The following is a 17,040-nucleotide window of genomic DNA, read 5'->3' as shown; positions in this document are numbered from 1 at the left end:
TAGCAACCCTATACGCCGCAAGCCGTTGAATCTTTCCAGATTCAACGGCTTGCATGATTTTCGTTCTCTAATGCATTACCAGCTGACGATGGTCACATTTCGCATATCGTTATCCCGCACGGCCAGGGTGCTGTGATATTCTGCTTTGCCGGTCGAGGTCGGTACATAGATCGACCATTCGCCGCTCGGGACGTTAGTATTGAACCGTCCCATGCTGTCGGTGTTCAGTACCTTCTGTTCGCTGGGGTTGGTCTTGTTCACCAGAGTCACTCGAGTGTTGGCTCGAGGGGTGAATCGGTCTTCGGCGACCAGCACGCCTTGCACTTCGCCGCTGCGACTATTGCTGCTGAAACGATCCAGTCGCAGAGGAGGAGTATTGTTCTGAATGGGGGTTGTAGCGGGTGCAGGCGCCCGGTAGCCGCTCTGGGGGATGTTCGGCGGGCTGATACGGTCTTCCGGCATCCGAGCGGGTGCCCCGTCGCTCGGGGAACCCAGGCGGGCACCATTTGTACCTTCGGAGATCGTCGGTGCTCGACCGCAACTGTCGCAAGGTGACGGCGGCGGAGTGTAACGGGTAATCACCGGTTCCATGTAATAGGAAACGCGCATCTCGGTCACCGGTACCAGCCGGCTGCGCTGGACGTACTTCTGGGCACAATTTTCCTGGGAGCGAAGGCGATAGGACGTTCGCGGCACGGCCACGCGCTGGCTGCAGCCGGTGCAGGGATCGTAGTAGCTCGTGTAGGTCATGCTCTCAACGGGTTCCCAGTAGAAAGAGCGATACTTGACAGTGACCGGTTCCTCATACACTTCCCGCTTCCAGACGGTTACTGGAGTGTAGTAGCTTCGCTGCACATATTCGACTTTCTGGCAGGAAGTTTCCGGGGCAAAGTAAGAGCTTCGTTGCTGCGGCTGGTTACAATTGCAGGTGGTCTGGAAAACGTTGTTCCATCCGGCCTGGGCCGTTCCGCTTCCATAGGTCAACGAGAACAGGCTGAACACTAATCCATATTTGAATGTTTTCATCTTAAACTCCGAGGGGGCCTCATCTCCGTACATCCGCACTTATTCGTAGAACTAAAAAATGGAGCCATCTACAGCATAAACAGAAAGAATTCAAAAAAATAGCAATCTGGCCCCGGTAAGGATCGTAATTATCGGAAGGGGGCGTCACGATTGATAAACTTGGCCTATTCGCCCGAGTTTAACAACGGTCCTGCGGAAAATAGGAATTGGAGGGATCGGGCAAGCCGGGTGTTATGGGAAAACCCCGGCTTCGAGTTTTACAAAATGAGGAAATTCAGACTTTTAGGCGATGGATTTCAGAGCTTCCACGGCTTTATCGTAGTTCGGCTCGTTCGTCACTTCGGAAACGTATTCGACGTACTTGACAACGCCCGAAGCATCGACCACGAACACCGCTCGGGCCAGAAGCGGTAGGGCGAGACCTTCCAATAGCACGCCATAGCTCTTGCCAAACGAGTGATCGTGCACGTCCGAAATCGGCTGCAGCAGGGTCACTGGATGGTCGGGGTCCGCACAGAAGCGTTTCTGAGCAAACGGCAAATCCAGGCTCACGGTATAGCTGGCCACTTTATCTTTGAGTGAAGCGAGTGCGGTTTCGAACTTGCGGGTCTGCATCGAGCAGACGCCGGTGTCCAGGGAGGGAACCACGCTGAACAACCGGGCTTTCGCCGGGGTATCAGAAAGGGAGACGGTCGTGGTCGGGCCGTTGACGCACTTGAAATCGGGGGCCTTATCGCCGACCTTGATCTCCGGTCCTACCAGAGTCATCGGCGTACCTTTGAAGGTCACAGCTTTTTCACGTTTCATCGGAGCAAATTCCTCTTGGAGTTAAACGGGGCGGTTCAGTTGAAGTATCTGTAGGAACCGGATGAGTGAAGGCCAGCTAATTCGCACTGAATGGGGGCGGAAATATGTTTTTTGTCCCTTGGAATGCCGGACCGGTAGCCAGAAGTTTTTGCAGTCGCTCCAGAAGAAACTGAGCCCGCTCTTCCACCGGCAGGATTTCCAGTAGCGATTGCTTTTCTTTCAGCGGTAATGGGACCGCAAACGAAAGCACATCGCAAAGAACACCTAGCGACATATCGGATTCAAATATCTCGGAGAGATGGCGTTGAATCTGTCCTTCACCGAGATTGGGTAAAAGCAGTTCCGCTAACTTCCGACGCAATTTCAGCAGGGAGTCGAAATCCTCGGGAATTTTATCGGGTAGCAGATCGCATTTCGCCGATCGATAGAGACGGGTTTTGGGAAGTTCCTCTATCAGGCGAACGCGCGAATAACCCTGGAAAATCAAGTTGTATCGGCCATCGGGGAGCAACTTGTCGGCTACGATTTTGCCGAGGCAGGCCATCGAGTGAATCGCAGGGTTTTGATCGTAATCTCTCTCCCAATCGTCCTTGAGCAGTACCAGTGCAATCAGACGGTCACCTAGCAAAGCATCGGCCGTCATTTGTCGGTAGCGCGGTTCAAAAATATGCAGGTGCTGCACTGTGTTCGGAAACATAACCAGATTCGGCAGCGGAAACAGCTTGGCCACCCCTTCAAAATTTGCCAGAGATAAGGATAGGTCATCCATGAGTTCGTCGATTGTCCGTTTTAGTCTAGGAGTGTCAACTCAATTTTCGGAATCCGTTCCCGGTCCAAATTTCCATCCGAATCCGCACTGGCTAAACAAGTCTCTAATGCGGCCCAGAATTCCTGATGTCGAAAGCCAAGAAAGGGGTTCGGATAAAGCTTCGCGTATCGGCTTCCAGATGCCAGCAATCTGCTCGCACCGACGTTATTCCCTCTGAGGCAGTGATAGACCGCGACTGAGGCATGAATCAAACTTTGGTAGAATCGGCGGACATTCGCATCGCAATCGGTCCAAAGTTCCTCCCAGATTTCGTGGGCAGCAAAAAAATCTCCGGAATTGAACAGGTCGATACCTTCCAGATAGCGAGTGTCGTATTGATTAGCGTTGGACTTCATGGTTCTGCTATTATGATAAATACCGGTTTCGCGGCGGAGGAACTGAAATGAAGCTTTTCGGGAATACGATTTCGCTCGGTGCCATCATTTCGTTGTGCCGTGCCCTTCGGCACGGGCTGGCCGCCGGGTTGGATTTCCCTCGCGTCATGGAAATGCAGGCGAGCAAAGGGGCTCTCGAGTTGCGAGCCATATGCTCCGATCTGGCTGTTCAGTTGCGATCCGGCGAATCGTTCAAGGACGCTCTTCAACCCTACAAGGATCGTTTTCCACCATTATTCAGCGAACTGGCGGTCGTCGGCGAAGAGACGGGTAACTTACCGGAGATGTTCGGCGAACTGGAAAAGTACTTCACCTTGCGTCAGACTCAGGGACGGGAATTCCGCTCCATGATTTTCATGCCGGTTTTTCAGCTTTTCATGGCGATTTTCGTAATCAGCGCTTTGATTTTCATTCTGGGTTTTATTGCTTCCACCAGTGGCGGTAAACCGATCGCGGTGCTGGGTTTGACGGGGACGGGCGGGGCGGTAACATTTTTGGTACTGTCACTAGGCAGCCTGTTCACCATCTATTTCTTTTTCAAAGCCACGCAAAAAAGTTACGGGTTTCGAGGCAAGGTGGAGGCTTTTCTGCTTCGGGTACCGAAGCTGGGAGCCTGCATCCGCTCCTTTGTCATGCAGCGATTCTGCACGGCACTTTACCTGACCACCGGTAGCGGCATGTCGGTCATCAAAGCGATGGATTTGAGCCTGAGGGCGAGCGGGAACGCCGTGTTCATCAATGCTTTTCCCGGAATTCGCTACTCGATCAAGGCCGGTTACGATTTGCAGGAATCTCTGACTATGAGCCGGATCTTCGAACCTCGATTTCTCGAAGTTCTGGAAGTCGGAGAGACCAGCGGTCGCTTATCGGAATCGATGAAGCAGCAGGCCGCACAATATGCCGAGGAGGGCGAGTTTCAGCTGAAAGCCCTGACCAAGATGGGCGGCTTTGCGGTCTGGGCACTAGTCGCGATAATCATGATCTTCATGATTATGAACCTGGCGGGGATCTACCTGGGCGCTCTGAACAGCGTGGGGGGCTGACAGGTCCGGGCCCCAGCGCTTGTGCTTGACCACAGCGATGTCGCAGAGTCCCCAGGGGTTGGCTCCGATCACCCGGTCGATGATATTCTGCTCTCGCCTGGGTTTCCGGAGAGAAATCGATTCCTCCAGGTAAATGTCGTGCGGCATAATCGGCTCGAAAGTTCCCAGCGAATGATCGTGTGTGAACAGAACGACCGTTCGCGGAACTTCCAGAACCTTTTTCAACAGATCGTTGGCTTGCTTGCCTCGCAGGCTGATCAAATCAGCTCGATTCAGGTAGAACGAGACGGAATCGCAGTTGCGCGGGAAGCAGACAATCGGCGTTTCTGGGTCACTGCAGACGCGTTCCATCAATCCGGGATCTCTTAACGGCGAACGCTGCTGAGCGTAAAAGGGAACGGCGACAGCAAATGCCAGAAAGAGAACGCACGCGAAAGCCAAGCCACCGAGTTGCGTTGGTCTCTGCTCGCAGCGACGGCTGTGGGTCAGAAAACTTCCGAACACCAGGGCCAGAGGTGGAAAGGCCGGGAGAATGTAAGTAGGTAGCTTACTGCCCGAGATGGAAAAGAAGATAATGGCCCAACTGCCCGCGAGAAGCCAGAAGCCGACGTCTTGAGATCTTCCTTCGCTCGATTCATTCAACAGCCAACGCATGAAAGATCGACCTAGGAATAAGCAAGGTAGTACACTCAAGAAAAAGACGGGGACGTAATACCATACCGGCTGCAGGTGATCGAACGGCTGCAGGAACCGCATCACGTTGTGATCCCAGAAAAAGTACTTCAAAAACACCGGCTGCTTTTGGTAAATGGCCCAGTACCAGGGCAGATTGATGGCCGCAAGCACGGCCCCGTAGCCCAGTAAGTGCATGACACTGGCTTTCCGCCGACGTCCCGTCAACCAGCGGTGAGCAATCAGCGGCGGGATGACTAGCATCAGCGCGATTGGTCCTTTGGTAAGGATTCCCAGTCCACTTGCCAGGGCCGCGGCGTACCACCAGTCTAGGCGAAGTTTCTGAGTCCGGATGGCCTCGTAGAGACAGAGTAATTCGAGTGTGACAGTTAAAGTCAGTACGCCATCTAGGATTAACAGGCGAGCCATCCCCATAAACCCGGGCAAAATGCACAAAGTGAGTGCTGAAAATAAAGCGGAGCGCTCACCAAGGCTTCTTCTTCCGATTAGGTAGAGAGCCAGAATGGTGAGATGAACCGCCAGGGCAGGGACCAATCGAGCGGTTGCATCAGAGACTCCGAAAAGCTGAAAGCTGATTTTCACGAGCCAGTAAAAAAGCGGCGGCTTGTCGAGATACGGTTCCCCTTGCAGTGTGGGCACGACCCAACTACCGGATACCATCATTTCCCGGGCAATTTCCGCATAACGCCCCTCATCGGGTTCCAGGAGCAGGAAATTTCTTGTGGGGTAGAGCAGCAACGCGGGCAGGAAGATTAGCAACAGGAGATGACGCCAGCGGATGGAAGTCGAGTCAGTCGCTGCGGACTTCTCTGGAAAGAGGGAATTGGCCCAAAACTGAGGAATCCGCTTCAGGTAGCTCGAGGAAACGGGAGTGTGCTCGTCAGTAACCGCCATCATTTCTCTACTTGCCTCCATGCATCTTCCGCATCATGGCAGACTCGGGAGAAATCGTCAATTGAGATAGAGCGAGTGGGATTGCGGGAAAGTGGCGAGCGAATTCCTTCTGGAGATGGGGAATAGATGAAAAATACCAGGATTTGATTGATAATATAAAGGGCGGTTTATACTATTGGGACAGTTCATTACAGGAGGAGCGAATATGCGAAAGATACGAGGGCTGGGTTTACTATTTGCTTGTTTCTTTGCTACTTCAGCACTTCGAGCTCAAGATACCACGGCGGAGTGGCATAAACTGGTGGATTCGGCCACAGCTTACATCAAAAAGAGTCAGAATCCGGATGGCAGTTGGGGCGGGGCCCGGTTTAAGAACGGGGTGACGGGTATCGTCATTACCGGACTGGTGAAATCGGGAGGAGCCAAGGTCAGCGACGAGGCGACCATCAAAGGCTTGAAATACATCGAATCCCTGGTGAACACCAAGGAAGGGCACATCGCCGGACCAGGTTCCAACGTCCAACTCTCGAATTACATCACCTGCGTCAATGTGATGGCCCTGCAGGCGGCCAATCAGAACGATAAATACAAGGCCGTGGTGGGAGATGCCGTTAAGTTTCTGAAGCAGTTGCAATTCGATGAAGCTTCCGACAAAAAGAAAAGCGATGGCGAATACGGCGGTATCGGCTACGATGGCAAATCGCGTCCCGACCTGTCGAATACCCAGTTTTTCCTGGATGCACTCCACGACGCCGGCGTGCCCAAAGACGATCCGTCTCTGCAGAAAGCGATGATCTTCGTCAGTCGCTGCCAGAACCTGAAATCAGAATACAACGACCGACCCTGGGCCGGCAAAATCAACGACGGCAGCTTCATTTACGGTGTACCCGGGAACGATCCCAAGAAGGATAACCTGAAGGATCCCATGGCCGGGTATGCCAGCATGACTTACGCGGGTATCAAAAGCATGGTTTACTGCGGTGTTTCCAAGGACGACCTGCGTTACAAGAAGGCGCTCGAGTGGATCAGCATGAATTACTCGGTGGACGTGCATCCCGGGATGCCGAAGGAGACTCCTTTGCGCGGCCTGTATTACTACTATCACACCATGGCCAAGACGCTGGCGGTTATGGAGATCGATACAATAACCGACGCCAAGGGCATAAAGCATGACTGGCGAAAAGAGCTGATTGAAGCCTTCGCCAAGCGACAAAAGCCAGATGGCAGTTGGACCAACGAAAGCGATCGCTTCATGGAAGGCGACCCGGCTCTCGTGACGGGATATGTGCTAAATGCCCTGAGTTACTGCAAGCCGAAAACGAAGTAATCTCGAAATCTATTCTCTGTGAGAGACATCATGAAATTGCGACGTTTGTGGATAGTGTCCTTCAGTGCGTTGCTAACCGGTAGCGTCGTGGCGGCGCCGGCTTTCGCCCAGGATACGGACGCCAAATGGAAAGCGATGGTCGATAAATCGGCCGCCTATCTCAAGAAAACCCAGAATCCGAACGGAAGCTGGGGAAATGAAAAGTTTCAGGGGGGTGTGACTGGCATTGTGGTCACCGGATTGATCAAAACCGGGGCCGCGACGCCGAATGACGAGTCAGTCGCCAAAGGTCTTAAGTTCATTGAAACGCTCATCGATCCCCAGTCTGGTCATATCGCCGGCAAGGGATCGGCGATTGGTTTGCACAATTACGTCACGTGCGTCAATGTCATGGCTCTGCAAGCCGCCAATCAGGCCGACAAATATCGTCCGGTGGTTGGTGATGCCGTGAAGTTTCTCAAGCAACTCCAGTGGGATGAAGGCGAAGGCAAGACCAAGAACGACGATTTCTACGGCGGGGCGGGCTACGATAGCAAGTCCCGGCCCGATATGTCGAACACGCAATTCTTCGTCGATGCCTTGAAGGAAGCGGGGGTTCCTTCCAGCGATCCTTCGCTACAGAAAGCATTGATTTTCGTCAGTCGCTGTCAGAATCTCAAGAGCGAGTACAACGACCGTCCCTGGGCCGGAAAAATCAACGATGGCAGTTTCATCTATTCGCAGGCAGGAGGGGGGTCGACCAAGACTTCCGATAAACCGGATGCTCCGCTGGAAGGTTACGGCAGCATGACCTACGCGGGCATCAAGAGCATGATCTATTGCGGCGTCTCCAAGGACGATCTCCGCTACAAGAAAGCCTTCGAATGGATCAGCAAAAACTATTCGGTAGATCACAATCCGGGTATGCCCAAGGAATTGGCAGCTCGAGGTCTTTACTACTACTACCACACCATGGCCAAGAGTTTGACAGCCATGCAGGTGGACGAGATTACCGATGCTCAGGGGGTCAAGCACAACTGGCGTAAAGAACTGGTCGACGCACTGGCCAAACGTCAGAATCCAGACGGCTCCTGGACGAATGAAACCGACCGTTGGATGGAAGGCGACCCCAATCTGGTTACCGGTTACGCACTCATGGCTTTGAGTTACTGCAAACCCGCCAAATAATTTCTCGGACCTCCCGTCTCGGCGGGAGGTTCAGATCTTCTTTGAAATTGGTACAATCGAAGTATGCGATCGATTGGCCTCCTTGCTGTTTTACTTCTCGGGTGTCTGACGCACTCATTGCGGGCTCATCCGGTTCCCCGTCTCGAATTCGACCGCGCTATCGCCATCGAAATCACTCCCACCCAGGTTATTGTCAATTACAAATTGGAGATCGATCAATTCACCCTGTTTCAGGAAGTCGGTCGAAAAGACTCCCCCTATCCACTGCCGCAAAAAGATAAGCTCAATCGCGAAGATTTTGCCCATGCCATGGCCCAGAAACTGAAAGAAATCATTCCAGTCGGCTTCGAAGGGAAGCTCAACGGCGTGCCGCTGCGCTGGACGATGAGTAAAGAACGAATCGAATTTCTCGATTCGGTTCAGTTTCATTTTCGCTTCATCGCGCGACTGGGAGATTTCTCCGGTAAACAGTCCTTCGTCTTCGAAGAAACCAACTTTCCCACCCGGGAAGGAAAGTTGAAATTATCGCTCGACCCGCCGGCGGAAGCTCGCATCATCTCTTTTACCGAACCCTTTGAAAAACGGGTGATCCCAACTGATCGCAAACGCAATCAGATCTCCGTGGAGTACGAACTCGGCGAGGCAAAGCCGGAAGTCGTTGCCCCCAGCGAACCGGAACCGGAAGCCCCGGTTCAACCGATGAGTATCTTCGATCGGCTGCGACACTACGGCCTGTCGGGATTACTGGATTCCTCGGAAGGTTGGTTGGTACTTCTGAGTATGGCCATGCTCTTCGGGGCGGCTCATGCATTGACACCCGGACATGGCAAGACGCTGGTAGCCGCGTATCTGGTCGGGGAGCAGGGAACCTCGCTGCATGCCATCCTCTTAGGCCTGATCACAACGATCTCACATACCGGCAGCGTGATTCTTATCGCTCTGATTCTCTGGATCTTCTATCCCAACACCGCTCCCGATTCGGTAAGGGTCATTCTCAGTTTCGTCGGTGGTTTAATGATCGTCGGCCTGGGACTCTGGCTGCTGAAACAACGATTAGCCGGGAAGGCGGATCACGTCCATTTACCCGGCACCAGTCACAGTCATTCGCACTCTCACGGGCATTCCCACAGCCACGGGGAAGAGGTGACTGTACATGGCAAGGCGACGTTCTGGCGGCTGTTAATTCTAGGAGTCACCGGTGGCTTGATACCCTGCTGGGATGCGGTCCTACTTCTGGGAATTGCGATATCGATGCAGAAAGTCTGGATCGCCCTGCCGCTGTTACTCGCTTTTAGTCTGGGCCTCGCCAGCGTGTTAGTTTTGATAGGTCTTAGCGTCGTTTATGTTGGTCAAAAACTGGGCGGACGCTGGGCCGAAAATCGGTTTGTAAAGCTTCTGCCGATTTTCAGTTCGGTGTTGGTCATTCTTCTGGGAATTTGGCTGTGCAAGTCCGCATTCTCTCCGGCAGAATAGTTTGCTCGCTTTATAGAATTCCTGCATGAAAATTATCGAAATTCAGGCGTATCTCGTTCGCATTCCTTTGAAGAAGGAGATCCGCCATGCATCGCATAGTCGAACCTCCACCGATAATGTAATCGTTCGGTGTAAGCTGGAAGATGGCACCCTGGGTTTCGGTGAAGGGGTGCCGCGAGAGTACGTCACCGGCGAGTCCGCGGAATCGGTTCTCGAACATCTCAAAGCCGGTAAACTTGAAGAATACCTCGAAGACTGGGTGAACTATGAAACGGCCGTCCGAAAAATTGAGAAGATTCCCTTTCCCGCAATAGCGGGCGATCACCGCGACTGCCAGGGAAATGCAGCTCGAGCCGCCTTCGAACTGGCGTTACTCGATGCGTATGGAAAAGTATTCAAACGGCCTGTTTCGCACGTCACCGAGATTCTCACCCCCAATCTCTACGAGCCTAAAGCGACTGTTCGTTACAGCGGAGCCATCACTTCCGCCAAGGGCTTCAAAGCGAAGCTGGCCGGCTGGAAAATGCGACTTTACGGCTTCAAACAAGTGAAAGTGAAAGTAGGCATCGCCGGTTACGATGATGTCGAACGCCTTCGTGCAATCCGCAGCCGTTTGGGCACTAAGATCGATGTACGGTTGGATGCCAACGAAGCGTGGAGCGTACAGGAGACTCCGCAAAAAATACGCGAACTGGAACCTTTTGGTATTACCTCGGTGGAACAGCCGGTCGCGCACGAAAATATTGAGGGGCTTGCGGCGATTCGCAGCCAAATCAAGACCCCGCTGATGTTCGATGAATCGCTCTGCTCCCTGGTGGATGCCCAGCGAGCGATTGACCATAAACTCTGCGATTTATTCAATTTGCGAATCTCCAAGTGCGGTGGCTTCATTCGCACTCTCCGGCTGGCGGAACTTGCGATGAATTGCGGCCTCGGCTACCAACTCGGCTGCCAAGTGGGGGAAACGGCAGTTTTGTCGGCGGGGGGAAGGCATTTCGCCAGCAGTGTAAAAGGCATCCGGTACTGGGAAGGTTCTTACGATAGCCATCTGGTTAAGGAAGCTCTGGGAACCAGGGACATCACTTTCGGCTATGGCGGTAAAGCGCCGGCTCTGGAAGGTCCGGGACTGGGAATCGAAATCGACCCGGCCGCGCTCGATCGGGTGACGCTGCGAAAGGAAGTGCTGTTTGTCCGCTGAGGAAATCGACACCTTCACCTCGACGGATGGCTACGAACACAAATACCGTCGATTTCGCGCCCATTCGCCCAGGGCCACTATCGTTTTTGTGCATGGCATTCAAAGCCATGGCGGTTGGTACAAACGCTCCTGCCGGCAACTGGCCGAGGCGGGGTACGAAGTCTATTTTCTCGATCGCCGCGGGGCAGGTTTGAATACGGCCGCACGGGGAGATACGCGTAGTTTTCGCCGTCTACTCGATGATATTCACGAATTCGTTGCGCATATTCCCAAAAGCGGTTCCAAACTCTTCCTGGCGGGAATTTCCTGGGGTGGAAAGCTCGCTCTCGGCTTTCCCTACCGATATCCCAATAAAATCGATGGAATGCTGCTGTTGTGCCCGGGGTTTTTTCCGCAAGTCCGGCCGCCCTTCTTTCAACGGCTCTGGATTGGTCGCTGCCGCTTACGATGTCCCACCCGGTTATTTCCCGTTCCTCTGAGTGACGCTGAACTGTTCACCGAGAATAAAGATTGGCAGAAATTCATCGCGGAGGATCCGCTAGCGACTCGGTTGGCCACCGCCCGGTTTTTAGTGGAGAGTTTCAATCTCGATTTTTACGTCAAACGGGCGGTGAAGCGGGTCACGATGCCGATAGTCTTGCTACTAGCTGAAAAAGAGCGGGTGATTTTCAACGAGAAGACCAGAAAGTGGATCGAACGAAAAGCGCCGACGCCGGATAAGACAATCCTTGAGTATCCGGGGGCCAGTCACACTTTGGAATTCGAGCCTGCCGATCATCCTTATGTGAAAGATATGATCGCCTGGCTCGACAAAAGATCCCTGTAGCAACTGAGATTAGAATTCGCCGTCCTTACCTCGTTTAGACCACCAGGGGAGGGCGAGGCCGCCGTCCATGGTCAGTGTCGAGCCGGTCATGTAGCCCGAGTACGGATCGACGAGGAACATAATACCATGTGCCATTTCTTCGGGCGTCGCCAGGCGGCCCATGGGTGTTTGACTGCCCGCTTTTTTGATAGCCTCATCGCTGAAGAATTTTCGTTCGCCCGGTGTATCCGTCCAGCCCGGATGCAGAATATTCACCCGGATTTTGTGCGGGAGTAATTCAATGGCCGCCGATCTGGCCATGGCATCCTGAGCCGACTTGGCCATGTTGTAGGCCATGCAGTTCGGGAACGGGATGTGGGAATGGGGGCTGGAGACGATCACCATACTTCCACCGCGGCCTTGCTTCAGCATCACATTACTGACGGCCCGGAGGGCATAAAACGAACCCCACATGGAGATATCAATGGTTTTACGAAAGCCTTCCATGTTAGCGGTGGTGAACGGCTCGCGGTCGCTATACACGGCGGAAGAGATGAAGATATCGATTCCGCCCAATTGGGAGACGATATCCGCTGTCATTTTTTCGACATTCTGCTGGTGGGAGATATCGACTTGAAAAAGCAGGGCCTTGCGACCCAAGCTCCAGATTTCGGCGGCGGTATCTTCCGCTTCCTTGGCCATCGTCCAGTAATTCAGTGCCACATCGGCACCTTCCCGGGCGAGCGCCAAGGCAGCCGCTCGTCCGATGCCGGAAGATGCTCCTGTGATGAACGCAATCTTTCCGGCATGTTTTAAAGACGGTTGTGACATTTTTCCCCGAAGATTAATCGCTATCGCGGTTGGACTGCCGGGCCTTGGTTAAGCCAGCCCGTTCCATCAGGGGAATCGACATGAAATCATCGTTCTTTTCGAGAGTCTGCTCGAGCGCCGATTCCGCTCCATCCGCCAGCGTATAGTGGATCTTATACTTTCGATTGGCGATGGCTATCTCATCCCCAGGTCGCAGGGCCGTTTGAGTGGTTCGCTGACCGTTGATTTTGATGCCGTTGGTCGAGCCGATGTCTTTGACCGACCAATAACCGTTTTTGTAAAAGAACTCGCAATGCAGACTGGAAATGTTCGGAAACTTCAGGCAGATGTCGCAGGATTCGCGACGACCTACCGTCAGAATCTGACGAGCCAGAGGTATGGGGTCGCCCCCACCTTCGGGAACTAAAGTTGCTGTGGCGAAGGACATGATTAGCCTCACAAAACATATCAATATTTGGATAAATCCATCTTTATCATAGCAGAGAAGGGAGGCCGGCAAAATGTCTAATTGAGCAAAATTTCTTCAATCCGACAAAGAAGTGGAAAGCGGTAGGGATTCTCAGGAAAGAAATAAGCCCTCGCAAAAATTCTCGCGAGGGCTTGGGGAATTTCGTTCAACCTGGGATTAACGAGGACCATAGGGCATCGGAGTGCCAGGATATTGATTCGTCGGGGAACCCGGGAAATAAGGCTGTGCGTTGAAGCCGCCCATCTGCGGGGGAGCATAGAAAGCTCCGTAGATGGGAGCAGGAGTCTGGAAGTGGGCATCGTATGGCCAGTAGAGATACCAGGGAGCGGCCTGGAAAACCGGCAACACGGGCCGATCGCCATAGGACTTGTGCTGGGGTTTGAACGCACTGAAAGGACCACCGGCTTCCGAAGCACCCACAACCAGCAGGGCTGCAGCCAGGGTCAAAATCCATTTCTTCATAACAATTCGCCTTTCTCTTCCTAAGTGAAATTTCCTATATTCGATCGCATCCGTGTACAGTTATTATCGCCAGCTTGGCGAGAGATATTCGGGGTAGATTGCGCTATAGCTAGTTTGTTTGACACACGAAGTGCAGGGTGTAGCGGGTGTAGTGCTTCCGCAGGATCCGGTCGAGCAGGGGCTCGTTTTATGGAAGATGCCGCCGAAGCTGGCTCCGTGGAACAAACTGGACCAGGAGGAACCGCCGCAGGAAGAACTGTTGCAGCCGCCGCTTTGCAAACCGCAACCAAACAGATGGGAGAACGCTCCGCCGCTGCAACCGCCTGCACCGCAGCCACCACCACCGCAGCCATTGCCGCAACCGATCGAAGGCGGATACATGCCGTAAGCGGGATGATAGTTGTACAGCTGCCACCAATGGAACTGCATCCAGGTGTAATCGCCTTGCAGCGGGGTGTAGTTGTAGAGCGGGCCGTGCTGATGAATGCCCGGGGCACAGCTGTAGACTTTCTGTCCGAGCCAGCCATAACCGGTCGGTCTGCCAGCAACCCAGCCACCGGCCTGAGAATTTCCGGCGGTCATTAATAGTGTTGCGAGGGCGAATATACCCGCCAGAAAATATCTCTTCATGACGTGAATCCTTTTGGGGTCCTTGCCGGTCGTGGCGTCCTTCGCCCACTCCTTGCCCGGCACGTAATCATTCCCGCCGATTCACTGGTGTGTCAACCAATCCGAAGTAATTGTTCGCACTTCAAGAGAGCTTTAATCATTCAAGAAATTAAAGAGGGTACATTAGTCGAAGCAGATACAGATTCGCACGATTTCGTGAGCGGAATACTCCACGGAGATGGCATCGCCGTTACAACCCAATTCATGCATTTCCTCGTTCAATCCATCGAGTCGCACGGCCCTCTTCGGGTTGCGTACACAGCGCAATTCGGCGATTCCCCCATTGCCTCCGATCTCCTGAAGCTGCAGGATAATCGCAGTCGTACTATCTTCCCGAGGAGGCAGGGTCCGCATGCTCGTCAGGATCAGATTCGGCGCATCGATCTGAAAAAGCCAACTACTCGCCCCGGATTGCGGCTGCCCCTCCGAAGTGAGCTGACAGTACGCTGGGCTTTGCAGACTGTAGGCGGTGAACTGTGGCAAATCCCGATCGAGAGAAATATGGAGGGTGAATTTCGTATCCTGTTCCCCCGGTGCGATCAGCAGTGTATCCAGCATTCGATGATTCGGCCTGTTATGGAACGGCAGGCCACCCGGAAATAGGCAAGTGTTGTTTCGGCCGCTGCGAATTTCCAGATAGTCGGCGGATTGAGGTCGATTGTGGGTCGTGAGGCACGATTGGCCACCCACGCCGCGGAAGAGCGCGGCATGTTCATCGCGCCAGGCAAACCGGCTGGCATAGTAGGCGTGCCAGGGCGCCCCGTTGGGAAGTTTGACTGGTTTTAAAGTGATGCTCAGCTTGAGTACCGGTCGCTGCGACCAGATCTCCAGCTCTTGTTCGAAATCGGCGAGTTTCTCGTTTTGCTCGTTTTGCAAGGTGCCGCGACTGCGCAGACGGGAAACTACCGATCCGAGTTCTACCGTTTCAATGGCATCGGCTACCATCTTAGAACCCGGATTGAAAACGAGTTGCTGTCCTAAGCGATTAACTCGGGTTCTAGTGTCTCGAATTCCCCGCAGGCCGCCCGTGGTTGGATCGAATTCCGCTTCCAGAAATTCATTGCGAATAATTCGATCCTCAATCATTTTGAAGGGGGGAGCTTTGGTCTGTCCTTTTCCCGTATTGGGGATCCAGGCATATCCCACGGGCGGAATTTCCACCACGACTTGACTGACGCCGTCCTTGGAGTCAGATGCCTTGACCGGACCTTCCACTGGAATAGGGCCGTGCGATTTTTCGAGTCTTAGTGCTTCCCGGCGGGTAGCGCTTGAGTAATTCAAAACGATCCAGCCTGGCACAGGACCGGCGGTTCTCGCTTGCAGACGCGCGGCCAACTGCCGACCATTAGCCTCAAGCGACTTCAAAATAGTCTCACGATCCGAAAAAGGAGTCAGATCTTCCGCATTCGAAGTCGGTGACTTCGAAGTACGATTCAACACATTCAGAATGGCATCGAAGGTCTGGGCCGCTTCGACTTTTCGGCACAAAGCCGCTTGCCGGGCGAGGCCGCTGACGACATCTTGCCGATTCTGTGCCGTGCGCTGCTCCAGATAATCCAGGAAGATATCATCGGCGTTCGTACTCCCGGCGTACTCCCCGGCCATAGCCTGTTTGAAGTAATCGTCCAGAGTGATGAATTCTCCGAGCACCGGAGCGAGACCTTGAAGGGCCTGCCACACATCGTAGGCGGGATGTGTGGCATCGGTATGGAGGAATATCAACGTCGGCTGGGATTCGGCTCCAATCGCCTGATGGAGCGTGTAGGCCAAGTTGAAATAGGTGGAAACATCGTGGCAGGGTATCGGGGCTTTGGTCAGCGCATCAATTGATTTCCCATCCGGGCCCGGCCAATTGACTACGGCCGCATAGTGCGAAGGTAAGATGGCCGCATCCCGAGCTTTCAGCCAGACCGATTGCAGACCATGATCTTTCAGGATCGAGGGAGTCAGCGGCGTGAAGTGAGTTACCTTCGACGCATAACCGATCGGTTTGATCCCGAGCGACTTTTGGCAGGTTTGAATTCCCTGGCGCAGATTCCAGAGTTGCATTTCCAGCGGAAGTAACCCCGTCTCGGCGTCCTTCTCGCCGGCAGTCAGCAGCGAGAGATTCCCTTTTTGCTCCGGCGGTAGAGCGTGGAGGATTTCCGAAGTGTGCAATTTCAGTTCGGCCCCGGTGCACAACACCGTCAACTTCTTTTGATTGCGCAGCGCTTTGCAAATCGGTGCCACCGTCTGTGCGTTCAGTTCCCAGAAATCGAGAAGGGATATCGTCGAAGGATTCAGGGTCTCCCGCGCACTTTGCAGGAGCTGGGCGGCCGAGCGGAGAGCGTTGAAGAAGCTTTCGGCGTTCAATTCGGGCTGCACCAAGGCCGTGAGTGCCTCTTGCAGGTGCTGCCAGAATCGCTCCTTATCCAGGAGGTGATCGTGCTGCATGGCCTCATAAAGCGATTCAATCACCAGATAGCCAAATCCGAGGCCGAGGAAGGGCAGATAGTGCTCTTCTGGTAAATTCCACAATTTAGCGGAGTGTTCGTTCTGAAAAATCGACCGAGCCTCGTTGTCAATTTCCCGGGATTCCACGGAATTAAGCGCATGTTGGGCGGACTCAAGCGTCTCCTGTAATGTCGAACAGGGCTTGAAAGCCAGTGCTCCCGCATCGATGACCCGCTCGGCCCAATTCTCGGGCTGATAAAGTGGAGGACTTTCGGGAACCGCAAAACACTCGCCGGCGGCGGGGCTTTCGTGGTCGTAAGCAGAGGCGATGATCGGTACGGCTGCAGACCCGTGGAGCATCGCCGGATGCCACAATACCAGAAAACCATTTAGCCAGCAGGCGACCTCGTCCTCACTCAGGTAGACCTGGTGATTGGTCGGCATGCGATAAGGGGACAACAGGAACAATCTTCGTACATTCATGGCGGAGGATATCTTCATCGCAGGAATTACAAGCTCTGAATATATTGATATGGTTCG

At 53.7% G+C, this 17,040-nt stretch carries 16 protein-coding genes; 6 read left to right on the top strand and 10 right to left on the bottom strand.

Going from position 1 to position 17,040, the window contains the following annotated elements:
* Window positions 1-75: 75 nt before the first annotated feature.
* The 4 genes from KIH39_RS11550 to KIH39_RS11535 all read right to left on the bottom strand — a co-directional run bounded on the left by KIH39_RS11550 (window position 76) and on the right by KIH39_RS11535 (window position 2,997).
* Window positions 76-1,026: a hypothetical protein gene (locus tag KIH39_RS11550; RefSeq protein ID WP_213499562.1), complete on the bottom strand. Its 951-nt coding sequence runs from the start codon at window positions 1,024-1,026 to the stop codon at window positions 76-78.
* A 282-nt stretch (window positions 1,027-1,308) separates the two neighbouring features.
* Window positions 1,309-1,833, bottom strand: coding sequence for a thiol peroxidase (gene tpx, locus KIH39_RS11545; RefSeq protein WP_213499561.1), 525 nt, complete (start codon window positions 1,831-1,833; stop codon window positions 1,309-1,311).
* A 76-nt stretch (window positions 1,834-1,909) separates the two neighbouring features.
* Window positions 1,910-2,602: an LON peptidase substrate-binding domain-containing protein gene (locus tag KIH39_RS11540; protein ID WP_213499560.1), complete on the bottom strand. Its 693-nt coding sequence runs from the start codon at window positions 2,600-2,602 to the stop codon at window positions 1,910-1,912.
* A 20-nt stretch (window positions 2,603-2,622) separates the two neighbouring features.
* Window positions 2,623-2,997 carry a DUF309 domain-containing protein gene (locus KIH39_RS11535; protein WP_213499558.1) on the bottom strand — a complete coding sequence of 125 codons (375 nt, stop codon included), beginning with the start codon at window positions 2,995-2,997 and terminating at the stop codon, window positions 2,623-2,625.
* 47 nt (window positions 2,998-3,044) lie between these two features.
* On the opposite strand from KIH39_RS11535, the gene KIH39_RS11530 reads away from it, so the two are divergent.
* Complete coding sequence (locus KIH39_RS11530; RefSeq protein ID WP_213499556.1) at window positions 3,045-4,079, top strand: type II secretion system F family protein; 1,035 nt, start codon at window positions 3,045-3,047, stop codon at window positions 4,077-4,079.
* Here the strand turns inward: KIH39_RS11530 and KIH39_RS11525 are convergent.
* Window positions 3,999-5,669 (bottom strand): ArnT family glycosyltransferase, encoded by a 1,671-nt coding sequence (locus KIH39_RS11525; protein ID WP_246539661.1) that lies wholly within the window; start codon window positions 5,667-5,669, stop codon window positions 3,999-4,001. The genes KIH39_RS11530 and KIH39_RS11525 overlap by 81 nt on opposite strands.
* Window positions 5,670-5,871: 202 nt before the next feature.
* On the opposite strand from KIH39_RS11525, the gene KIH39_RS11520 reads away from it, so the two are divergent.
* The 5 genes from KIH39_RS11520 (at window position 5,872) to KIH39_RS11500 (ending at window position 11,657) form a co-directional block, all read left to right on the top strand.
* The gene (locus KIH39_RS11520; RefSeq protein ID WP_213499554.1) at window positions 5,872-6,993 is read left to right on the top strand and encodes a prenyltransferase/squalene oxidase repeat-containing protein; all 1,122 of its coding nucleotides are present in this window, start codon (window positions 5,872-5,874) and stop codon (window positions 6,991-6,993) included.
* Between the two features lie 30 nt (window positions 6,994-7,023).
* On the top strand, window positions 7,024-8,160 hold the full coding sequence (locus tag KIH39_RS11515) for a prenyltransferase/squalene oxidase repeat-containing protein (RefSeq protein ID WP_213499552.1): 1,137 nt from the start codon (window positions 7,024-7,026) through the stop codon (window positions 8,158-8,160).
* A gap of 63 nt (window positions 8,161-8,223) precedes the next feature.
* The gene (locus KIH39_RS11510) at window positions 8,224-9,633 is read left to right on the top strand and encodes a nickel/cobalt transporter (RefSeq protein WP_213499550.1); all 1,410 of its coding nucleotides are present in this window, start codon (window positions 8,224-8,226) and stop codon (window positions 9,631-9,633) included.
* Between the two features lie 25 nt (window positions 9,634-9,658).
* On the top strand, window positions 9,659-10,831 hold the full coding sequence (locus KIH39_RS11505; RefSeq protein ID WP_213499549.1) for a dipeptide epimerase: 1,173 nt from the start codon (window positions 9,659-9,661) through the stop codon (window positions 10,829-10,831).
* Window positions 10,821-11,657: an alpha/beta fold hydrolase gene (locus KIH39_RS11500; RefSeq protein ID WP_246539659.1), complete on the top strand. Its 837-nt coding sequence runs from the start codon at window positions 10,821-10,823 to the stop codon at window positions 11,655-11,657. Before KIH39_RS11505 ends, KIH39_RS11500 begins: the two co-directional genes overlap by 11 nt.
* 9 nt (window positions 11,658-11,666) lie before the next feature.
* Here KIH39_RS11500 and KIH39_RS11495 read toward each other — a convergent pair whose 3' ends face one another.
* The 5 genes from KIH39_RS11495 to KIH39_RS11475 form a co-directional block, all read right to left on the bottom strand.
* Complete coding sequence (locus tag KIH39_RS11495; protein ID WP_213499548.1) at window positions 11,667-12,467, bottom strand: SDR family NAD(P)-dependent oxidoreductase; 801 nt, start codon at window positions 12,465-12,467, stop codon at window positions 11,667-11,669.
* A 13-nt stretch (window positions 12,468-12,480) separates the two neighbouring features.
* Window positions 12,481-12,894: an FHA domain-containing protein gene (locus KIH39_RS11490; RefSeq protein WP_213499547.1), complete on the bottom strand. Its 414-nt coding sequence runs from the start codon at window positions 12,892-12,894 to the stop codon at window positions 12,481-12,483.
* A 198-nt stretch (window positions 12,895-13,092) separates the two neighbouring features.
* Window positions 13,093-13,398, bottom strand: coding sequence for a hypothetical protein (locus KIH39_RS11485; protein WP_213499546.1), 306 nt, complete (start codon window positions 13,396-13,398; stop codon window positions 13,093-13,095).
* 63 nt (window positions 13,399-13,461) lie between these two features.
* The gene (locus KIH39_RS11480; protein ID WP_213499545.1) at window positions 13,462-14,091 is read right to left on the bottom strand and encodes a hypothetical protein; all 630 of its coding nucleotides are present in this window, start codon (window positions 14,089-14,091) and stop codon (window positions 13,462-13,464) included.
* 99 nt (window positions 14,092-14,190) lie between these two features.
* Window positions 14,191-16,983 (bottom strand): alpha-mannosidase, encoded by a 2,793-nt coding sequence (locus KIH39_RS11475; RefSeq protein WP_213499543.1) that lies wholly within the window; start codon window positions 16,981-16,983, stop codon window positions 14,191-14,193.
* Window positions 16,984-17,040: the final 57 nt, after the last annotated feature.

The sequence above is a fragment of the Telmatocola sphagniphila genome (assembly GCF_018398935.1).
Taxonomy (GTDB): Bacteria; Planctomycetota; Planctomycetia; order Gemmatales; family Gemmataceae; genus Telmatocola; species Telmatocola sphagniphila.
Note: the sequence above shows the minus strand (reverse complement) of the source record. Positions and strands in the feature narration are given on the sequence as shown.

Excerpts from the sequence above, each read along its gene's own strand:
- KIH39_RS11550 (WP_213499562.1), bottom strand. The coding sequence starts at position 1,026 with ATGAAAACATTCAAATATGGATTAGTGTTCAGCCTGTTCTCGTTGACC.
- tpx (WP_213499561.1), bottom strand. The coding sequence starts at position 1,833 with ATGAAACGTGAAAAAGCTGTGACCTTCAAAGGTACGCCGATGACTCTG.
- KIH39_RS11540 (WP_213499560.1), bottom strand. The coding sequence starts at position 2,602 with ATGGATGACCTATCCTTATCTCTGGCAAATTTTGAAGGGGTGGCCAAG.
- KIH39_RS11535 (WP_213499558.1), bottom strand. The coding sequence starts at position 2,997 with ATGAAGTCCAACGCTAATCAATACGACACTCGCTATCTGGAAGGTATC.
- KIH39_RS11530 (WP_213499556.1), top strand. The coding sequence starts at position 3,045 with ATGAAGCTTTTCGGGAATACGATTTCGCTCGGTGCCATCATTTCGTTG.
- KIH39_RS11525 (WP_246539661.1), bottom strand. The coding sequence starts at position 5,669 with ATGATGGCGGTTACTGACGAGCACACTCCCGTTTCCTCGAGCTACCTG.
- KIH39_RS11520 (WP_213499554.1), top strand. The coding sequence starts at position 5,872 with ATGCGAAAGATACGAGGGCTGGGTTTACTATTTGCTTGTTTCTTTGCT.
- KIH39_RS11515 (WP_213499552.1), top strand. The coding sequence starts at position 7,024 with ATGAAATTGCGACGTTTGTGGATAGTGTCCTTCAGTGCGTTGCTAACC.
- KIH39_RS11510 (WP_213499550.1), top strand. The coding sequence starts at position 8,224 with ATGCGATCGATTGGCCTCCTTGCTGTTTTACTTCTCGGGTGTCTGACG.
- KIH39_RS11505 (WP_213499549.1), top strand. The coding sequence starts at position 9,659 with ATGAAAATTATCGAAATTCAGGCGTATCTCGTTCGCATTCCTTTGAAG.
- KIH39_RS11495 (WP_213499548.1), bottom strand. The coding sequence starts at position 12,467 with ATGTCACAACCGTCTTTAAAACATGCCGGAAAGATTGCGTTCATCACA.
- KIH39_RS11490 (WP_213499547.1), bottom strand. The coding sequence starts at position 12,894 with ATGTCCTTCGCCACAGCAACTTTAGTTCCCGAAGGTGGGGGCGACCCC.
- KIH39_RS11485 (WP_213499546.1), bottom strand. The coding sequence starts at position 13,398 with ATGAAGAAATGGATTTTGACCCTGGCTGCAGCCCTGCTGGTTGTGGGT.
- KIH39_RS11475 (WP_213499543.1), bottom strand. The coding sequence starts at position 16,983 with ATGAATGTACGAAGATTGTTCCTGTTGTCCCCTTATCGCATGCCGACC.